The organism is Woronichinia naegeliana WA131, assembly GCA_025370055.1.
GTDB classification, from domain to species: Bacteria; Cyanobacteriota; Cyanobacteriia; order Cyanobacteriales; family Microcystaceae; genus Woronichinia; species Woronichinia naegeliana.
This window is the reverse complement of sequence record CP073041.1, coordinates 1,982,328-2,001,320: the sequence shown is the minus strand read 5'-3', so window position 1 is coordinate 2,001,320 and position 18,993 is coordinate 1,982,328. Positions and strand designations below refer to the sequence as shown.

Sequence of the window (18,993 nt, the reverse complement as noted above, 5' to 3'; positions counted from 1 at the left end):
ATAGCCAAAAATTAGGAAGGGGGCAGAGAGCGACGTTGGGCTTTTAATTGATTGAGAGTGGCCTCAATACCTTTCTGGTCTTCTAAGGTAGCAAATTTTTGTTCAAGGGGATCATTGACGAAAGAGGTAAGAGCGGACTGAGCCTCTAATTCTAAAACCTTGTTCTCAAGACGTTCAAAGAGACTACTGGCACTGAGATGATCCATACCCCCCATCATTTCTTGTAACTTTTGGGCAGCAGCAGCCGATTTTAAGCGAGCCAGATACAAACTTTTTTTGGCCTTAACTTCACTATATTTACGTTCTAGGGTTTGCAGATCGCCCTTCAATCGTCGAATTACGGGTTGGTGTTCTGCCAAGGATTGTTCCAAAACCTGAATATGATGCTGATAGGCCTGACGATGTTCTAAGGCTTCTCTTGCTAAATTTTCATTGCCTTTATCGATCGCCAGTTGAGCCCGTTCATACCATTTTTGAGCCGCTATCTGTTGGGCTGCTAATTGTCTCTCTGAGCTTTTATGGGTCGCGATCGCCTCCGCTAAAGCACGTCGCATTTCAATTAATTCCAACTCCATCTGCGTGGTCATCTCAGTCAGCAACTTTTCCGGGTCTTGGCTTTCCTGCCCCAGACTTGTCCACTGTGCGCGAATGACTTGCCGAAAGCGTGTTAACAAACTCATTACTTTTCAGTCACTATTCTGGCTGATTCAGTTGCTGAAGTTGATTGACTAACCCTTGCGTTTCTGGGTTTTCTGGATTAGCGACAACCCCCTGATTCTGATTGTAGAGGGTCTGTAATTTTTTGCGAGTTTTTTGGTTAAAGCTTTCTTGAGCAGTAGGATTCTCCTCACTCAGTCCTTGATTCTGTTGATTCAGGATTTGACGTAGGATTTGCTCTGACGCGGGGGAAGAGGCCGTTGAGGTTGGGGCGGACAGGGACGGATTGACTCCTGAAGAAACGGGATTGTTGATCGGGGCAGGCGGATTGGCAACGTTATTTACCGGACTAGTTGAGTTGACCGGAGCAACGGCGGTCGGATTGCTCAAGGTTGCCAGGCTGGGGGGAATCTGGGATGAGATGGGGGGCGGGGGGGGGGAGAGGAACAGAGGCGGGAAGATGGGAAGGGCGAACCGCAACGGTGGGAAAATGATTAGCTGGAACGGCTTGGGACGGAAGGGGAGGCGCAATCTTGAACTGACCAGCAACGGGGGAACGCGGAGGTAGTTGGGGACGAGGGGGACTGGGGGGTAGAGCAGTGGAGTAGGAAATCTGGGGTTGTAAAGAAGGGGGCAGAAGCAGGGCGGCTAAACTTTCATTGGCAGGGGCAGAATTAACCGAGGTTGGGGGAAGGGAAGGAACCGTTTCTAAGGAGGCGATCGCTTGATGGGCCGTTAGATTAGTTGTCGGCTGGGTTGATGGGTTTGCAACCGTTGGACTAGGTAATTCACTGAGTTGGTTAATACTGAGCGGAGATGGGTAGGCTCCATCTAATCGCAGAGAAGGGTTCGCCGTTGGAACAGAAGCGGTTGGCACGGCGGTGGCGATCGTAGTAGCGGGGCTAGAAGTTGCTTGTAACGAGGAAAACTGACTGACTGTTAACAGCAGATTGGCCAACAAGAAGCAAAAAAGACCACTGATTCCCCAGGGTGTGAGCAGCCCTTTTCCCATTGCCAGCAGCGATCGCCCTGCGGTTTCCGGTTGAGTCGAACAAGAAGCAGAGGAAGAAAGAAAATTAAAGTCAATTGTATCTGTGGTCTGAATTTCCTCCTCTGAGTAAGCGAGATTCTCCTGCCGAGGTAGATGCAATAAGCTTGATGTTGTTCGAGAATAGTCATCCTTGCCTTCACCTGATTGCACTAGCTCGGCGTGAAAGAAAGGCTGTTCTTCCGTGATAGAATCTGGGCTGGGAGAAGAGGGATTAGAATAACTCATCGAAGGGCTAGAATCGAAAGCAATATTGGAATACTTAGCTGCCCCAGTATCTTAGCCCAGTTTTGGAAAATCCGCATAGTACCAACTACAAAAAAAGCCCCAACAATTGGGGCCATTGGAGTGTTCACAATAGAGGTTAGAAAAAGTTGATCAAGGGTTTTGAGTCCGGCCACTCATTTATTCTGATTGAGCTACATTGGGCAAGACACCAACCTTAACCTTGAGTGTTAGATCTTTGCCATCACGGGAAACCTGGAGCGGCAACTCAGAACCGATCGCCGTATTTTCAACCAAGTCCTGAACCTGATTAGGAGATTTAATGCTTTGTCCGTTAACGCCTTGGATCACATCTCCCGATTCCACACCAGCTAGATTGGCAGGCGAATTAGGTAGTACTTTCATAATGACAACGCCTTGATCCGCTTTCAGGGTTACACCATTACTTTCCTGGAGTTTTTGCTTTAATTCTGGGGTAACTTCTACCATCTGAATCCCTAGAAAAGGATGTTCCACTTTACCTTTAGCAATAATTTGCTTAGAAATTTGTTGGGCCTTTTGAATCGGAATGGCAAACCCAATGCCTTGAGCATTTTGAATAATGGCTGTGTTCATACCAATGACTTCACCGTTGGCGTTGAGAAGGGGGCCACCAGAATTGCCTGGGTTAATGGCCGCGTCAGTTTGAATAAATTCTACTCGTTTATCCCCTACACCAATTTGGGAGCTACTCCGACCTGTAGCACTAATGATTCCCGTGGTGACAGTATTATCTAAACCCAAAGGATTACCGATCGCAATGGCCCATTCGCCCACTTGTAATTGATTAGATTTCCCGACTTTAACAACAGGTAAATGATCAGCTTCAATTTTGACCACTGCGACATCCGTTGTCGGATCACTACCCAATACCCGTCCTTTGAGCGTGCGACCATCCTTGAGGGTGACAGTTACTTCGTCGGCTCCAGCCACCACATGGGCATTGGTTAAAATTTGACCATTATCACTGACGATAAAACCTGAACCTGTTCCCCGTTGAATTTGACTTTGGCCATGGGGAAAGCTCGGCACTTGGGAACCAAAAAAGTCTCGGAAAAAGGAGTCATTGGGCATTTCTGGAGCTTCGGTTTCCACTTTCCGTTCGGAGTTGATACGAACAACGGCGGGGCCAGTTTCCTTGACCACATCCACAACAAAGTTACTAGGGGCTGGAATACCGGCGATCGCGGCTGGAGTTTCTACCGCAGACTGAGGGGCAAGCATCGCACTTTTCGACAGGTGGGCAAACCCTTGAGGATTACTAACAGCATAGGTTCCGCCAATTCCCATGCCCATGCCCAGTAAGACCAAACCCAGATAGGCGATCGGTTTCTTCGACGGTTTAGGGTTAGAAGGAGAAGAATGATTTACGCTATAGTCTCTCATAATGATTTCACCAAAGTTAAAGTCCAGAGGAAAGGAGGAAAAAAGTCAGCCCGATGAGGAGCAATAGGGAAAACGGTTTTGGGCTGACAATTCCTAATATAGGAGTCGTGTTTGACTTTCCTGTGTCAGGGGGATGAAGTTTTGGTGACAAGATAATGGGAAAATGCTGTTTGGGAATATACCTATCTGACTTCTATGCTGTCTAAAGATACACTCTTTGCTTTATCACTCTTTCCCTATCTAGGATTTTTGTGGTTTCTGACCCGCTCAAAACAGGCTCCTCGGCTTGTTCTGTTTGGCTTTTATTTTTTATTGGTGTTTGTGGCTGTCACCATTCCCGCCGGAATTTACGCCAAGATTCACTATGGGGAAATGTTGGCCAATGTGGATTGGCTTCACGGTAGCGCGGAATCTTTATTAACGATCTCTAATATTATTGTGGTACTTGGCTTTTCCCAGGCGATCGCCCAACATCAAAAGAAGTGAAAAACCAAAAGCGATCGCTGTTTCAATCCACAGGTTTACGCCAATTGACGGAGCCGATCAGTAGATTACAATAGAGAAAGTTAGCAATAATTTCGTCTTAAACAAAATGAGTCCTCTAACGATTAAACTTTATCCCTTGACCTTATCGGATGAGCAGTTTTATCAACTGTGTCAAAATAATCGCGACTTACGTTTTGAGAGAACTTGCCGAGGAGATTTAGTGATTATGTCCCCCACAGGTGGAGAAACGGGAAACCGAAATCTGGAAATAGCCTATCAACTACAAGCCTGGAGTCGCAGTAATAAACTCGGTATTGCTTTTGATTCTTCGACGGGGTTTAAATTACCCAATGGTGCGGATAAATCCCCTGATGCAGCTTGGATACCGTTAGAAAAATGGAATAGTTTAATGTTAAAACAGCAACAAGGTTTTGTGCCGCTTTGTCCTGATTTTGTGATTGAGTTACGGTCTAAAAGCGATAATTTAAAGGTTTTGCAAGAAAAGATGCAGGAATATTTAGAAAATGGGACTCGATTAGGTTGGCTAATTAATCGTCAAGACCGACAAGTTGAGATTTATCGTCAGAGTCAAGCGGTGGAAGTTTTGGAGAATCCTAATAGTTTATCGGGAGAAGATATATTACCGAGTTTTGTTTTGGATTTAGGGCCAATTTGGTAGGTTTAAATTGCGTCTAACCTGAAGACAGGCAATAATCGCATCTTGCTTGAATATTGGCCAAGGCTTGGTCTTTAGTTTCGCCTTGAGGGATTTGCACTGATTGACGGAGCGGATCAATAGATTATAATGAGGGCAGTTAGCAATAATTCCCGCTTAAACAGAATGAGTCCTCTAACGATTAGGCTTGATCCCTTAACTTTATCAAATGAGCAGTTTTATCAACTGTGTCAAAATAATCGTGACTTACGTTTTGAGAGAACTTGCCGAGGAGATTTAATGATTATGCCCCCCACTGGCGGAGAAACGGGAGAACGCAATTCTGAAATTAACTATCAATTGAGATATTGGAATAAACAGGCTCAACGGGGTAAGGTGTTCGATTCTTCGACGGGGTTTAAGTTACCTAATGGTGCGGATAAATCGCCTGATGCAGCTTGGATACCGTTGGAAAAATGGAATGGGTTAACACCAGAGGAACGTCAGGGATTTGTGCCACTTTGTCCTGATTTTGTGATTGAGTTACGGTCTAAAAGTGACAATTTAAAATTGTTACAAGAAAAGATGCGGGAATATTTAGAAAATGGGACTCGATTGGGTTGGTTAATTAATCGTCAAGACCGACAAGTTGAGGTTTATCGTCAGGGTCAAGGGGTAGAAGTTTTGAAGAATCCTAATAGTTTATCAGGAGAAGATATATTACCGAGTTTTGTTTTGGATTTAGAGCCAATTTGGTAGTTTTAAATCGCGTCTAACCTGAAGACAGGCAATAATAGCATCTTGAATATTGGCTAAGGCTTGATCTTGGTTTCGCCTTGAGGGATTTGCACTGATTGACGGAGCGGATCAATAGATTATAATGAGGGCAGTTAGCAATAATTCCCGCTTAAACAGAATGAGTCCTCTAACGATTAAGCTTGATCCCTTAACTTTATCGAATGAGCAGTTTTATCAACTGTGTCAGAATAATCGTGACTTACGTTTTGAAAGAAATCGCCAGGGAAATTTAATGATTATGCCGCCAACAGGAGGAGAAACAGGCAATCGTAATGCCAAAATTATCGTTAAATTAGGAATTTGGACAGAACAAAACGGAACAGGAATATTTTTTGATTCTTCGACAGGGTTTAAATTGCCTAACGGTGCAGATAAATCCCCTGACGCTGCCTGGATTGCGTTAGAAAAATGGAATGGGTTAACACCAGAGGAACGTCAGGGATTTGTGCCACTTTGTCCTGATTTTGTGATTGAGTTACGGTCTAAAAGTGACAATTTAAAAGTGTTACAAGAAAAGATGCAGGAATATTTAGAAAATGGGACTCAGTTGGGTTGGTTGATTAATCGTCAAGACCGACAAGTTGAGATTTATCGTCAGGGTCAAGCGGTAGAGGTTTTGGAGAATCCTAATAGTTTATCGGGAGAAGATATATTACCGAGTTTTGTTTTGGATTTAGGGCCGATTTGGTAGTTTTAAGTCGCGTCTAACCTGAAGATCGGCTGTAATTGCATCGTCAATATTGGTAATGCTGGTCTGAAAAAGTATTTAACTGCTATGATTTACACGAATTGACAGGGCAGAACAATAGACTATAATGAAGGGAGTTAGCAATAATTGCGTCTTGAATAGAATGAGTCCTCTAACGATTAAGCTTGATCCCTTGACCTTATCGGATGAGCAGTTTTATCAACTGTGTCAAAACAATCGCGACTTACGTTTTGAGAGAACTTGCCGAGGAGATTTAATGATTATGCCCCCCACAGGTGGAGAAACCAGTAATCGCAATCTGGAAATTGCTTATCAACTACAATCCTGGAGTCGCAGTAATAAACTCGGTATTGCTTTTGATTCTTCAGGAGGGTTTAAACTTCCGAATGGTTCGGATAAATCTCCTGATGCGGCTTGGATACCGTTAGAAAAATGGAATAGTTTAATGTTAAAACAGCAACAAGGTTTTGTGCCGCTTTGTCCTGATTTTGTGATTGAATTACGATCTAAAAGTGATAATTTAAAGATTTTACAAGAAAAAATGCAGGAATATTTAGAAAATGGGACTCGATTGGGTTGGTTGATTAATCGTCAAGACCGACAGGTTGAAATTTATCGTCAGGGTCAAGCGTTAGAGGTTTTGGAGAATCCTAACAGTTTATCGGGAGAGGAAATATTATCGAGTTTTGTTTTGGATTTAGGGCCGATTTGGTAGGTTTAAATCACGTCTAACATGAAGACAAGCAATAATGACATCTTGAATATTGGCTAAGGCTTGGTCTTTGGTTTCCCCTTGACTGACACGGCCATGAATACTGGGGTATTTCACAATCCAAACACCATCTTCATCTCGATCAATGGTTACGTTGAATTTCATAGATTAGTTTTATTCCTAAAATATATTTAGGGCTTGCTGAAAAAGTCAAAAAACGAAAGAAATGTGGGTTAGGGAAGTATGGACTGAAAAAGCATAGATAACTTATCCTTATGGAAACAAATCAAAATACAGATTTTGTTTAATATATTGTTCCTTTCTGTCTAAAAAGGTCAACACAAATCACTCCTCACAAAAGAGAGGAAAATTAACACCATTTTTCACAAGAAAAACGACTCTACAACTTTTTACTTTTTGTCTTCTGAAGTAGAGTAGAAAGATTCATTACCAAAAAGTTCATCGCAATTACCGTTTCCGAGGTCTCAGGTAGTTTGGCCATCACTCGACCAAGACTAAATTTCCTCTTTCCCTGTCCGAATTTACCCTCAATGGCATTACGCACTCTTTCATCTGAGCGTGCCTCTTTCTTTTTTTCTTTGCTCACCTCTTTCGGCGGTCTTCCCAATCGGGGACCACTCATTCTTATATCCCTTTCTTTACAATAAGCTCGATTCGCTTTTGTTCGATAGATTTTATCCACATGAACCGATTCCGGATAACATCCTGTTTCCCTTTTATATTCTTCTATTCGCGCTTGTAAATCTCCCGATTCGTTGTAATTATCCCAACTTAATTTGTCTAAGAAGACAAAGCCATTCACATTACTTGCCGATATTTTAGCTCCAAACTCTACTGCTTTTCCCGCTTTTCCACGCACTATTGGACGCACGTGAGGTTGGCTTACACTCACAATTCTGTTTTCTACTTTATTTGTCTTTTTTTCATACATTTCTAACTGTTGCTCATACACTTTTCCTATCGTTACAAGCTCTTCTTGCTCTTTTTTCGTTAGTTTTTCTAACTTTGCTCCCTCTTCTATCATTTTTTCTATATGAGACAAGTTTCTTTTTATATATCCTAGGGCTTGCTGAAAAAAGCTGAGACCTTTACGGAGAAAAATAGTAGGCGAATTAAGAACCGCTAGAATGCACGAAAATAGGGTAGAATGCCTCAAAACCATTGCATTAAGAAGAGAGAAAGCAGATGTACCGAAAGCAACAGTACTCAATTGAAACACCAGAAAACTTGAAAAATCTGTTCGGCGGGCAGTTAGACGAAGAAAATCGTTGGATAGAAATGTCAAAAATGATTCCCTGGGAAGAATATGAGGAAGAATATGCAAAAAACTTCACAGAAAAAAAAGGAGCCCCAGCCAAATCATTTAGAATGGCATTAGGAGCATTAATTATCAAAGAAATTTCAGGAAAAAGTGACAGAGAAACAGTAGAACAAATAAAAGAGAACCCTTATTTACAGTACTTTATAGGAATGGAAAGCTATAGTAGCAAAGAAGCATTTAATGCGTCAATGATGGTTCATTTTCGTAAAAAAATAGGAATGGAATTAATAAATAAAATTAATAAAGAAATAGAAAAAAAAGCGACGGGTGTAGCGTCAGAAAAAAAAGAAAATGAAGGAAAGTTATTGTTAGATGCGACTTGTACACCAGCAGATATAAAATATCCAACGGATATAGGAATATTGAATGATGCCAGAGAAAAAACAGAAAAAATAATAGATAAGCTGTATGAAGAAATAAAAGAGAAAAGGAAAGAAAAGCCGAGGACTTATAGGGAAGTGGCAAGAAAAGAGTAATTAGGGCTTGCTGAAAAAAGCTGAAACCTTTACGGAGAAAAATAGTAGGCGAATTAAGAACCGCTAGAATGCACGAAAATAGGGTAGAATGCCTCAAAACCATTGCATTAAGAAGAGAGAAAGCAGATGTACCGAAAGCAACAGTACTCAATTGAAACACCAGAAAACTTGAAAAATCTGTTCGGCGGGCAGTTAGACGAAGAAAATCGTTGGATAGAAATGTCAAAAATGATTCCCTGGGAAGAATATGAGGAAGAATATGCAAAAAACTTCACAGAAAAAAAAGGAGCCCCAGCCAAATCATTTAGAATGGCATTAGGAGCATTAATTATCAAAGAAATTTCAGGAAAAAGTGACAGAGAAACAGTAGAACAAATAAAAGAGAACCCTTATTTACAGTACTTTATAGGAATGGAAAGCTATAGTAGCAAAGAAGCATTTAGTGCGTCAATGATGGTTCATTTTCGTAAAAAAATAGGAATGGAATTAATAAATAAAATTAATAAAGAAATAGAAAAAAAAGCGACGGGTGTAGCGTCAGAAAAAAAAGAAAATGAAGGAAAGTTATTGTTAGATGCGACTTGTACACCAGCAGATATAAAATATCCAACGGATATAGGAATATTGAATGATGCCAGAGAAAAAACAGAAAAAATAATAGATAAGCTGTATGAAGAAATAAAAGAGAAAAGGAAAGAAAAGCCGAGGACTTATAGGGAAGTGGCAAGAAAAGAGTACTTAGCCATAGCAAAAAAACGTCGTGTGTCAAAAAAAGAAAGAAGAAAAGGAACAAAAAAACAACTAGGATATATAAAAAGAAACTTGTCTGATATAGAAAAAATGATAGAAGAGGGAGCAAAGTTAGAAAAACTAACGAAAAAAGAGCAAGAAGAGCTTGTAACGATAGGAAAAGTGTATGAGCAACAGTTAGAAATGTATGAAAAAAAGACAAATAAAGTAGAAAACAGAATTGTGAGTGTAAGCCAACCTCACGTGCGTCCAATAGTGCGTGGAAAAGCGGGAAAAGCAGTAGAGTTTGGAGCTAAAATATCGGCAAGTAATGTGAATGGCTTTGTCTTCTTAGACAAATTAAGTTGGGATAATTACAACGAATCGGGAGATTTACCTGACTTTTCCCGTTAAGTCCAAAATCCAGCAATGCAAACTTCTAGAGGCTTTATCTGGCAAGGGTTTGAGTAATGATTCTCTTGACAGGAAAAAAATATTCTGAAGCCATCATCCCGCTTATCGTTCAAATTTCAAAAACAAAGGATGAAGGGAGTATGAGACTGTAAAATGGAGAAAATCTTAAAGGGCAGGTCAAAAAATGTTGGAATGGTGGACAAAAAACTTTGCCAGTTGTGAATTGGGAGACGAGAGGCTAAACAATCGTGCCTTCTCGATTGGGAAAAAGTTAAGTGAGGGGTTTGGAAAAGCCTTATCAGAAGTGTTTAAGGGAGGAAACGAGTTAAAGAGGGCCTATGAATTTTTGGGAATCCGAAAACAGACTTTGTCAAGATAATAGAGCCGCACTGTGAAATGACAACTGCCGCCGTAGAAGAATATAAGATAATGCTATCAGTCGGAGATACGACCTTCTTAGATTATCGCAATATCAAGGAAAAAAGGGAAGGGTATGGGCCGACTGGAAAAGGAGGGAATGGATTAATACTGCATAGTGCTTTAGCAATTGAGCCAGAAAAAGGACAAGTATTAGGTTTATTATGGCAAAAACTGTGGAATAGGGAGGTAAAAGAAAAGCCCCCAACAGATGAAACGGCGAAGCAGAAAAAAGAAAGACAGAAAGAACAAAGAAAAGCAGCTCGTCAAAGACCATTTGAGGAAAAAGAATCCTACAAATGGGTAGAGGCTCTAAACACCTGTGAGAAACAGGTAGAAAGTTCAACGAGGGTAATTCATGTATTTGACAGAGAAGGAGATGTTTCAGAAGTCTTTGACTCAGTGCGTCAACTCAAGCATACAGGAGTGCTGGTCAGAGCGTCTCATAATCGTAGTTTAGACAAAAATAGTGAACGACTTTGGCAACATTTGGAATCAGAACCGATTCGTTTTCATCAAGAAATCGAGATTCCGAGTACAGGAAAAAGAAAAGCACGGAAGGTTAAGCTTGCCGTCCGATTTTGCTCAGTTAATCTACGAACTCCCTATCGTTTTGATAATCGTGACCCGTTGAATGTCTATGCTGTTTATGCGACAGAAATCGATTGTCCCGAAGGCGAAACTCCTTTATCTTGGATGCTTCTGACTACAGAAGTTGTTGAGACTATTGAGATGGCTGTCACTATTCTTCGTTGGTACACCTACCGATGGCGGGTTGAAGAATTTCATAAAGTCCTTAAGTCTGGTTGTCAGAGTGAGCGTTATCGACTTGCCTCTGATGGAATGAAAACTCTTTTGGGTTTTTTAAGTGTCATTGCTGTTGAACTTTTACACGTTACTTATCTTCATCGTACCCAGCCCGATGCTCTCGCGATTGAAATTCTTAATCCTCTTCAACTTCAGGTGTTAAAAGCAGCCGCCTCTCAAAAACTTCCCCCTATTTTGACTGTTGCTTGGGCTGTCGAGTCTGTTGCTTTTCTTGGTGGTTATCTTGAACATCGTCGTAAAACTCCTCTCGGTATCCAAGTCCTTTGGCGCGGTTGGTTGAAGTTGCATGACCTTTGCCAAGGCTGGCAGCTTGCAATCCGCACTTAACGGGAAAAGTCAGGGAGATTTACAAGCGCGAATAGAAGAATATAAAAGGGAAACAGGATGTTATCCGGAATCGGTTCATGTGGATAAAATCTATCGAACAAAAGCGAATCGAGCTTATTGTAAAGAAAGGGATATAAGAATGAGTGGTCCCCGATTGGGAAGACCGCCGAAAGAGGTGAGCAAAGAAAAAAAGAAAGAGGCACGCTCAGATGAAAGAGTGCGTAATGCCATTGAGGGTAAATTCGGACAGGGAAAGAGGAAATTTAGTCTTGGTCGAGTGATGGCCAAACTACCTGAGACCTCGGAAACGGTAATTGCGATGAACTTTTTGGTAATGAATCTTTCTACTCTACTTCAGAAGACAAAAAAGAAAACAAAAAGTAAAAAGTTGTAGAGTCGTTTTTCTTGTGAAAAATGGTGTTAATTTTCCTCTCTTTTGTGAGGAGTGATTTGTGTTGACCTTTTTAGACAGAAAGGAACAATAGATTAAACAAAATCTGTATTTTGATTTGTTTCCATAAGGATAAGTTATCTATGCTTTTTCAGTCCATACTTCCCTAACCCACATTTCTTTCGTTTTTTGACTTTTTCAGCAAGCCCTACTTAGCCATAGCAAAAAAACGTCGTGTGTCAAAAAAAGAAAGAAGAAAAGGAACAAAAAAACAACTAGGATATATAAAAAGAAACTTGTCTCATATAGAAAAAATGATAGAAGAGGGAGCAAAGTTAGAAAAACTAACGAAAAAAGAGCAAGAAGAGCTTGTAACGATAGGAAAAGTGTATGAGCAACAGTTAGAAATGTATGAAAAAAAGACAAATAAAGTAGAAAACAGAATTGTGAGTGTAAGCCAACCTCACGTGCGTCCAATAGTGCGTGGAAAAGCGGGAAAAGCAGTAGAGTTTGGAGCTAAAATATCGGCAAGTAATGTGAATGGCTTTGTCTTCTTAGACAAATTAAGTTGGGATAATTACAACGAATCGGGAGATTTACAAGCGCGAATAGAAGAATATAAAAGGGAAACAGGATGTTATCCGGAATCGGTTCATGTGGATAAAATCTATCGAACAAAAGCGAATCGAGCTTATTGTAAAGAAAGGGATATAAGAATGAGTGGTCCCCGATTGGGAAGACCGCCGAAAGAGGTGAGCAAAGAAAAAAAGAAAGAGGCACGCTCAGATGAAAGAGTGCGTAATGCCATTGAGGGTAAATTCGGACAGGGAAAGAGGAAATTTAGTCTTGGTCGAGTGATGGCCAAACTACCTGAGACCTCGGAAACGGTAATTGCGATGAACTTTTTGGTAATGAATCTTTCTACTCTACTTCAGAAGACAAAAAAGAAAACAAAAAGTAAAAAGTTGTAGAGTCGTTTTTCTTGTGAAAAATGGTGTTAATTTTCCTCTCTTTTGTGAGGAGTGATTTGTGTTGACCTTTTTAGACAGAAAGGAACAATAGATTAAACAAAATCTGTATTTTGATTTGTTTCCATAAGGATAAGTTATCTATGCTTTTTCAGTCCATACTTCCCTAACCCACATTTCTTTCGTTTTTTGACTTTTTCAGCAAGCCCTAATTAGGCACTGGAATAGTGAGCGTAGAATTATCAATTTTTTTCTGCATAATGATATGACTACCTCTTTGTCTAACTTGTATGAAACCCTGTTCGGTTAAAATTTGACAGACTTGTTTAGCCGATAATACTCGTAGTTTACCCAACTGCTACCTCAATTTGTGTTACATAAATTTCTGAGTAGGCTCTGGCTGAAATCTCATTAGGACTAGCTGTTTCCAAAAAAAGTTCGATCGCCTCAATTAAGTTGTTTCTGGCTTCTTCTACGGAATGACCTTGACTGGCAATATTCATTTGAGGACAGAGAGAGACAAAATCATCGCCTTCGCGCTCAATAATACAAGTTAGTTGTTTGAGTTGTTTCATGGTAGTAATTGACCGATATGTATATTTGATTTTAGCGAAAAAATCTCCCACAATGGATTCAAGCCTTGAAACTCTACTCCATCGTGTTGAGCAAGGGCGATCGCCGCCTAGGGTCTTTTATTTTTAATCGGGTAGTTGTAACAGTTCATCACCATCTCCCTACCCTCAAATCCGCACAAGAAGGGATTGTTGCTCTTTAATATTATCGGTGTGCTGTTCTTGGTTATGTAGTGTTTTAAAGTCTTCTAATAGTTGAAAGAAACGTTCAAATTCCTGGCTTTCATTGCTACAATAGAGCAGAATAATTTTAGCCCAACTATTAGTAGTTTGAAGATTATATTTTGTTTCAACAAATTGATGAAATTCTTGATAAAAAATTGATGAAATTCTTGATAAAATTTGATTTCTGCTGGGTGCGACCTTTAGTTGATAAAAGCTGTTGTAATCAGGGTTCTACAGGGAACCCATATTGATCAAGTTTTGCCCAAAATTGACTCCATCGTTCCTTGGTCAATACCAAAGCTCGTAGGCTCAAAATAATTCCTGCTCCTTTTTCCTTCCATCGCATCCCTGAACAACATAATCGTTGTTTGACCAACGTCTTACAAGCTGCTTCCGTAACACCTGAACCAATCGGATACTTTTTCTCTATGTATTCAGCATAATCCATTTGATGCTGATGATTCTCGTAATAAGTAATCGCCGCTTGTAGTTTCTCGGTAAGATTCTTAGAATGACTTTTTTCTTCTTTGACTTCTTTCATCAGATTTAGCAGTTCTCCTGCTTTTCCTTTTTCATGCTTGAGTTCTCGACAATTTTCAGTCAACCATTCTTTTTGTTTTGACACGGTATTCGGATGCAACGCTTCTGCCAAGGCACCTAAGTAACCAGAGGCATGATAGAAATCTAATATCTGTTCTTCCGTTTGCTTTTCTAAAAACTTCCAATTTGATTCTGCCCCGTCTGCTATCCCGACCAATGTTGCCTCTGGATAACGGTTTTTCGCTCGCTCAATTTCTCTTTCTAATCTTTCTAGAAAACTCTTTTTTCCATACTCTGGTGCCGCACCTAGATAGATTGTAGGTTGACGTTCGCCTTCACTATCGTATAGGGAAACGGTTCCCACCATTGCTTCACGGTAGCCATCCTCACACATCAGCATACAGGTTCCATCTAATCCTATTCCCACTGTTGCAATTTGGCTATCCTCCTTGGGCGGGGCATAACTCCACGCTTCTTCTTTTGCCTGTACCACACTTCCTACTGCTTCACTCAATCTTTGGATATAGGATAGCGCTACTTTTCTACCATGATTTTCTAATAAATCATTTTTCACCTCTTTGCCTGCCATCCCTGACATTTTTGAGGATACCTGTTTTGCCAATAATGGCGTTGATGTTATGATTATCCTTGCTTCTCTTTCTAAGGGGCAATACGTTTTTCCTCAAAGGTGAACGCTGATATACATGACGATTCACTATAACCTCACCATAAGGTGTTTGATATTCTTTCGGTTGCTCTCCCTTACTCTTCCAGATTTCTTCACCGATTTTTAAGGGTGAACCATCTGTATCTAAATATTTCAAGGCTTCTTTGCTGGCGATGCAACCTACTTCGTTTAAGCCTTTTTGAATATTTATTTCTGTATCCAACATTGAACGACTGAGTTCTAATGTTAGTTCTATTTTTATCTTTGAACCCTCTACATTAATTAGTTTTGCTGTCATCATTGTTTCCTCTTTGTCACTTTTCATCCCATGTTAACACTTTTCTTTTCCTTCATCAACTAAAGGTCACACCCTTTCTGCTGGTGTTGATTCAATACCTAATTCCTTTCTTGCTGTTTTATAACCTGCTAAAAAGATAAATAAATCAGAAAGGGAAGGACTGCCCAAATAAAGTCCAGGTTTGGCTTTAATTTTTGCTAAGATTTCAAATAAACCGCCTTTAATTTCTGTTTTCATTGGTTGTTTCCTTCTTTGAGAATAAATTCTTCACTTTGGTAATGAAAGTCATTTAACCAATCTTCTTTTGTCATTCCACTCGGAGAGAGATTATCAAATACTAAACCTCTCACCCTCTCACTTCTACGCCGTAGTATTTGCCATTGGTGGTAATTGCTTGTTCATTGCTTAGGCGATCGCTGATGATATAGTTTTCATCATTATAACGGGTTCTGAGTTGAAGCAGTTTACCTTCAAGATGATTATCGGCTAACCATTCTAATACTGTTATTTTGGTTCAAGCCTTGAACCCCTACCCCAGTCTCCCTAAGTCGGATATTCATTAAATGTTCTTATAGAAAGCTTTCTCTGTCCAAAGATCAGCTACAATCAGCTAAGAATATCAATTTATTACTGGGGCATTTGCTATGACGACTGCTTCCATTTCGCTTAATGGCTGGTTTAATGAGCAAAAGTTAAACGAGATAAAGCAACTAAAGAAGGCTCATTCGCCTACAAGCGACATCCTTGCTTTGATAAAAAAACTAACAAACCTGGTTAACACTCAGTGGGATACTCTGCCATCTGATCACAAAGAGAAGTTAATTGAGTTTGCCTATTCTGTGCTGGATACCGAGACATCTAGGCCCACTTTGCTGTCTAAATTTGAGGCGATTTGGTACTCTCTACTAATTATTATTCAAGGCCGACAAAAACAGATTGTTGAATGCGTGGAAGCATTAGATATATTAGTTGATGAAATTTTGGATAAGGTTGAAAATGATAATCCTCAATTTCAAGAAGATGTTCTTCAATCGGCTACCTCTGCTTATGTTGAATGCCAAGAAATGGGGGACTAATTGGACTCAGTTCAATACAAGCTGTTTCTGTCAAACAAATTTAATTCAAGTCTTGAACAGTTACTCAAGACTCACTATAAGCGAGATAAAAAAGGACATCGCGCTTTTCTTGATCTTTTAGATGAATTCAAGAAGGAAGTTGTTCAGAATCCAGAAGTTGGCGGGACGTTAGGTTTTCCTTGTGGCGAACCAATTGATAAGTGTCAACTTAGAAAACAAAAATGGGCAAGACTTCCTAGTTTGTCGGGAGCGGCGCGGCTTGGTCGCCTAATATATCTTGTTGATAATGAGACAAAGATCATCAATCTTGTTTGGATTTACACACACAAAGAATACGAAAAACAGCCTCCTGATAGAGAGCTTCATAAGGCTATAAAAGAGGCTTTTAAAGATTCCTATCTTGGAGATTAAGCGATCGCCTTCCAATAGACTTCTTGCACAATAGAATTTGATCCCCCTAAATCCCCCTTAAAAAGGGGGACTTTCTTGAATTTGCAAAAAGTCTAATATTACGACATCAATAAATGAGTTCAAGCCTTTGGGTGCAAGCAGTTCGATAAACTCACTGAACACCTTACGTCCCTACTTTATCATGTTGAGCAAGAGCGATCGCCAAACTTTAAGCAACTTCTTGATTTTGGAGTGCAAGGTTAATTAAACCTTTAATACTTAAATCCTCATCAATGGCTGGCCAATGGATTCCATAACCAGAGGGAGAGATTTTATAAAAGTTTCTTTCTGCATCGGTGGCGGTATAAAGACGTTTAGATATTTGTTTAATTGGGATTTGATAGGTGGCAATATCAAGAGTTAGGGTCATCCATTCTTGATTGAATTCAATAGATTGTACGTTATAAAACTTGTTCATTCTTGTTGCCTCTTAAGCGGCAAAGTCGGGAATCGACAAACCATTTTTTTAGGTGCAATCTTTGGATTCCTACGATTACTCAAATAAAGAGCGAGGTAAATTGGATTGTCTGATAATAGATTGCAGTGTACCGATTTTGATTTCTGAGTAATTAGGCACTGGAATAGTAAGCGTAGAATCATCAATTTTTTTCTGCATAATGATATGGCTGCCTCTTTGTCTGACTTGTATGAAACCCTGTTCAGTTAAAATTTGGCAGACTTGTTTAGCGGATAATACTCTTAATTTACCCAACTGATACCTCAATTTGTGTTACATAAATTTCTGAGTAGGCTCTGGCTAAAATTTCATTGGGACTAGCAGTTTCAAAAAAAAGTTCGATCGCCTCGATTAAATTGTTTCTGGCTTCTTCTACAGAATGACCTTGACTGGCAATATTCATTTGAGGACAAAGTGAGACAAAATCATCGCCTTCGCGCTCAATAATACAAGTTAGTTGTTTGAGTTGTTTCATGGTAACGATTGACCGATATGTACATTTGATTTTAGCGAAAAAATCTCCCAGAATGCTTTCAAGTTTTTGGGTTCAAGCCTTGAACCCCTAACCCCATCCTCCCCATCCCCCACGTCTCCCAGTCCCCCAGTCTCCCAGTCTCCCCGTCTCCCCGTCTCCCTACCCTCGAATCTGTGCAATTATCCTTTGAACGGTAGCGGCATCAGGAGAACGTAATCGTTGCAAAATGGCGAGGGATTGTTCTAGGTAGGCTAAACCTTGTTGATAATCCCCTTTTTCATCAACCAATAATTGACCCATCATGGCTAGAGTAGCGGCTTTGCCTTGCACATTCCCTATTTTTTCTTTGATTTCAATGGACTGTTGATAAAGGACGATCGCCTGGTCAATTTCTCCCTGATTCTCGTAAAGTATGGCTAATTGGTGCAGAGTAGAGGCTTTTGTTTTCACATCCCTAATTTTTTCAGTGATTTCAATGGACTGTTGATAAAGGGCGATCGCCTGGTCAATTTCTCCCTGATTCGCGTAAATTCGGGCTATTTCGTGCAGAGTAGCGGCTTTGCCTCGCACATTCCCAATTTTTTCATCGAGTTCTAAAGACTGTTGAAAAAGGGCAATCGCCTGGTCAATTTCTCCCTGATTCGCGTAAATACTGGCTAAACAGTGCAGAGTAGCGGCTTTGATTTGCACATCCCCTATTTTTTCAGTAATTTCTAAGGACTGTTGAAAAAGGGCGATCGCCTGGTCAATTTCTCCCTGATTCGCGTAAAGTATGGCTAATTGGTGCAGAGTAGCGGCTTTGCCTTGCATATCCCCCATTTTTTCTTTGATTTCTAAGGACTGTTGATAAAGGGCGATCGCCTGGTCAATTTCTCCCTGATTCGCATAAAGTATGGCTAATTGGTGCAGAGTAGCGGCTTTGCCTTGCACATCCCCTATTTTTTCTTTGAGTTCTAAAGACTGTTGATAAAGGGTGATCGCCTGGTCAATTTCTCCCTGATTCGCGTAAAGTGTGGCTAAGTTGTGGATAATAACGGATTTTTCTTGTTCATCTTCAACGGGACAAGTGGCGAGAGCTTGCTGATAGTAAAAAGTTGCTTCTTGTACTTCTCCTAATTGCTGTTGAGCTTTTGCCAATTGATGAAAAATTTGATGATCGTTGACAATTTCTAGGGTTTCCAGACAAATTTTTACGGCATCCCAAAAACGACTTTTATTGTTCCAGTTATCTGTAATTTGAGCAGCAATTTTAACGGCAATTTCTCCCGCTTTTCCTACCAATGCCAAACGATGAATTTCCAAGGCTTGTTCTTCGCTGTATTGATAATCCGATTCCCACCAGAGACGATGCAAAACCTCAGCCCCCACCTTGGCCAAAACTTCCCCATCCCCAGGCAAAACCACCAATCCCGCCAATAAACGCGGTACTCGATAAGTCGGTAAAACATTGGGTCGCTCAAACACCTCAATTAACCCCAACGCCCGACCCCGCTCCAAACAACGCTCCAATTCATCAGCCCCCCTTTCCAGGGTAGGAAACTGTGAATAAGGGGAACCCGTCTCCTCAAGCACTTCTAACTTCCTTTGCTGATCATCTTGATCCCCCAAATCCTCGTTATCCCCCCT

At 40.5% G+C, this 18,993-nt stretch carries 21 protein-coding genes and 6 pseudogenes; 13 read left to right on the top strand and 14 right to left on the bottom strand.

Features of this window, described 5'->3' with window-relative positions:
* Window positions 1–11: 11 nt before the first annotated feature.
* The 4 genes from KA717_10230 to KA717_10215 form a co-directional block, all read right to left on the bottom strand.
* A complete protein-coding gene (locus KA717_10230; protein ID UXE63012.1) occupies window positions 12–680 on the bottom strand; it encodes a PspA/IM30 family protein in 669 nt (222 codons plus the stop codon).
* Between the two features lie 13 nt (window positions 681–693).
* Window positions 694–1,047, bottom strand: coding sequence for a hypothetical protein (locus KA717_10225; GenBank protein UXE63011.1), 354 nt, complete (start codon window positions 1,045–1,047; stop codon window positions 694–696).
* The gene (locus tag KA717_10220; protein UXE63010.1) at window positions 1,007–1,858 is read right to left on the bottom strand and encodes a hypothetical protein; all 852 of its coding nucleotides are present in this window, start codon (window positions 1,856–1,858) and stop codon (window positions 1,007–1,009) included. The genes KA717_10225 and KA717_10220 overlap by 41 nt, the downstream gene beginning before the upstream one ends.
* Before the next feature lie 252 nt (window positions 1,859–2,110).
* On the bottom strand, window positions 2,111–3,355 hold the full coding sequence (locus KA717_10215; protein UXE63009.1) for a trypsin-like peptidase domain-containing protein: 1,245 nt from the start codon (window positions 3,353–3,355) through the stop codon (window positions 2,111–2,113).
* 195 nt (window positions 3,356–3,550) lie between these two features.
* Here KA717_10215 and KA717_10210 point away from each other — a divergent pair, with 195 nt between their 5' ends.
* The 5 genes from KA717_10210 (at window position 3,551) to KA717_10190 (ending at window position 6,718) form a co-directional block, all read left to right on the top strand.
* Window positions 3,551–3,841 (top strand): DUF3593 domain-containing protein, encoded by a 291-nt coding sequence (locus KA717_10210; protein UXE63008.1) that lies wholly within the window; start codon window positions 3,551–3,553, stop codon window positions 3,839–3,841.
* A 106-nt stretch (window positions 3,842–3,947) separates the two neighbouring features.
* Window positions 3,948–4,520, top strand: a complete 573-nt coding sequence (locus KA717_10205; protein ID UXE63007.1) for a Uma2 family endonuclease — start codon at window positions 3,948–3,950, stop codon at window positions 4,518–4,520.
* A 126-nt stretch (window positions 4,521–4,646) separates the two neighbouring features.
* Window positions 4,647–5,255: a Uma2 family endonuclease gene (locus tag KA717_10200; GenBank protein UXE63006.1), complete on the top strand. Its 609-nt coding sequence runs from the start codon at window positions 4,647–4,649 to the stop codon at window positions 5,253–5,255.
* A 121-nt stretch (window positions 5,256–5,376) separates the two neighbouring features.
* Window positions 5,377–5,985 (top strand): Uma2 family endonuclease, encoded by a 609-nt coding sequence (locus KA717_10195; GenBank protein ID UXE63005.1) that lies wholly within the window; start codon window positions 5,377–5,379, stop codon window positions 5,983–5,985.
* 160 nt (window positions 5,986–6,145) lie between these two features.
* Entirely contained in the window at window positions 6,146–6,718 is a 573-nt protein-coding gene (locus KA717_10190; protein UXE63004.1) for a Uma2 family endonuclease, read from the top strand.
* On the opposite strand, the gene KA717_10185 is transcribed toward KA717_10190, so the two are convergent.
* Entirely contained in the window at window positions 6,701–6,880 is a 180-nt protein-coding gene (locus tag KA717_10185) for a type II toxin-antitoxin system HicB family antitoxin (protein UXE63003.1), read from the bottom strand. The two genes, KA717_10190 and KA717_10185, sit on opposite strands and share 18 nt — an antisense overlap.
* Window positions 6,881–7,115: 235 nt before the next feature.
* Window positions 7,116–7,808, bottom strand: a pseudogene (locus KA717_10180) (transposase).
* 113 nt (window positions 7,809–7,921) lie between these two features.
* Between KA717_10180 and KA717_10175 the strand changes: the two are divergent.
* The 6 genes and pseudogenes from KA717_10175 to KA717_10150 all read left to right on the top strand — a co-directional run bounded on the left by KA717_10175 (window position 7,922) and on the right by KA717_10150 (window position 12,610).
* Window positions 7,922–8,530: pseudogene (locus KA717_10175) on the top strand (transposase).
* Between the two features lie 129 nt (window positions 8,531–8,659).
* Window positions 8,660–9,658 (top strand): annotated as a pseudogene (locus KA717_10170) (IS5 family transposase).
* A 202-nt stretch (window positions 9,659–9,860) separates the two neighbouring features.
* A complete protein-coding gene (locus tag KA717_10165; GenBank protein UXE63002.1) occupies window positions 9,861–10,055 on the top strand; it encodes a transposase in 195 nt (64 codons plus the stop codon).
* Between the two features lie 17 nt (window positions 10,056–10,072).
* Window positions 10,073–11,248: an IS4 family transposase gene (locus KA717_10160; protein ID UXE63001.1), complete on the top strand. Its 1,176-nt coding sequence runs from the start codon at window positions 10,073–10,075 to the stop codon at window positions 11,246–11,248.
* A gap of 16 nt (window positions 11,249–11,264) precedes the next feature.
* Window positions 11,265–11,642, top strand: a pseudogene (locus tag KA717_10155) (transposase).
* Window positions 11,643–11,842: 200 nt separating this feature from the next.
* Window positions 11,843–12,610 (top strand): annotated as a pseudogene (locus KA717_10150) (transposase).
* 205 nt (window positions 12,611–12,815) lie between these two features.
* Here the strand turns inward: KA717_10150 and KA717_10145 are convergent.
* The 4 genes and pseudogenes from KA717_10145 to KA717_10130 form a co-directional block, all read right to left on the bottom strand.
* The gene (locus KA717_10145) at window positions 12,816–12,962 is read right to left on the bottom strand and encodes a type II toxin-antitoxin system HicA family toxin (protein ID UXE63000.1); all 147 of its coding nucleotides are present in this window, start codon (window positions 12,960–12,962) and stop codon (window positions 12,816–12,818) included.
* Window positions 12,955–13,182, bottom strand: coding sequence for a type II toxin-antitoxin system HicB family antitoxin (locus KA717_10140; protein ID UXE62999.1), 228 nt, complete (start codon window positions 13,180–13,182; stop codon window positions 12,955–12,957). Before KA717_10140 ends, KA717_10145 begins: the two co-directional genes overlap by 8 nt.
* 445 nt (window positions 13,183–13,627) lie before the next feature.
* Window positions 13,628–14,909, bottom strand: a pseudogene (locus KA717_10135) (ISKra4 family transposase).
* A gap of 66 nt (window positions 14,910–14,975) precedes the next feature.
* Window positions 14,976–15,146: a hypothetical protein gene (locus KA717_10130; GenBank protein ID UXE62998.1), complete on the bottom strand. Its 171-nt coding sequence runs from the start codon at window positions 15,144–15,146 to the stop codon at window positions 14,976–14,978.
* A 407-nt stretch (window positions 15,147–15,553) separates the two neighbouring features.
* Between KA717_10130 and KA717_10125 the strand changes: the two genes are divergently transcribed.
* Both KA717_10125 and KA717_10120 read left to right on the top strand, forming a co-directional pair.
* Entirely contained in the window at window positions 15,554–15,985 is a 432-nt protein-coding gene (locus KA717_10125; GenBank protein UXE62997.1) for a hypothetical protein, read from the top strand.
* Complete coding sequence (locus tag KA717_10120) at window positions 15,986–16,396, top strand: hypothetical protein (GenBank protein ID UXE62996.1); 411 nt, start codon at window positions 15,986–15,988, stop codon at window positions 16,394–16,396.
* A 208-nt stretch (window positions 16,397–16,604) separates the two neighbouring features.
* On the opposite strand, the gene KA717_10115 is transcribed toward KA717_10120, so the two are convergent.
* The 4 genes from KA717_10115 to KA717_10100 all read right to left on the bottom strand — a co-directional run bounded on the left by KA717_10115 (window position 16,605) and on the right by KA717_10100 (window position 18,975).
* Window positions 16,605–16,805, bottom strand: coding sequence for a DUF2442 domain-containing protein (locus KA717_10115; GenBank protein UXE62995.1), 201 nt, complete (start codon window positions 16,803–16,805; stop codon window positions 16,605–16,607).
* A gap of 123 nt (window positions 16,806–16,928) precedes the next feature.
* The gene (locus tag KA717_10110) at window positions 16,929–17,147 is read right to left on the bottom strand and encodes a type II toxin-antitoxin system HicA family toxin (GenBank protein UXE62994.1); all 219 of its coding nucleotides are present in this window, start codon (window positions 17,145–17,147) and stop codon (window positions 16,929–16,931) included.
* The gene (locus tag KA717_10105; GenBank protein ID UXE62993.1) at window positions 17,140–17,367 is read right to left on the bottom strand and encodes a type II toxin-antitoxin system HicB family antitoxin; all 228 of its coding nucleotides are present in this window, start codon (window positions 17,365–17,367) and stop codon (window positions 17,140–17,142) included. The genes KA717_10110 and KA717_10105 overlap by 8 nt, the downstream gene beginning before the upstream one ends.
* Before the next feature lie 159 nt (window positions 17,368–17,526).
* The gene (locus KA717_10100) at window positions 17,527–18,975 is read right to left on the bottom strand and encodes a tetratricopeptide repeat protein (GenBank protein UXE62992.1); all 1,449 of its coding nucleotides are present in this window, start codon (window positions 18,973–18,975) and stop codon (window positions 17,527–17,529) included.
* Window positions 18,976–18,993: the final 18 nt, after the last annotated feature.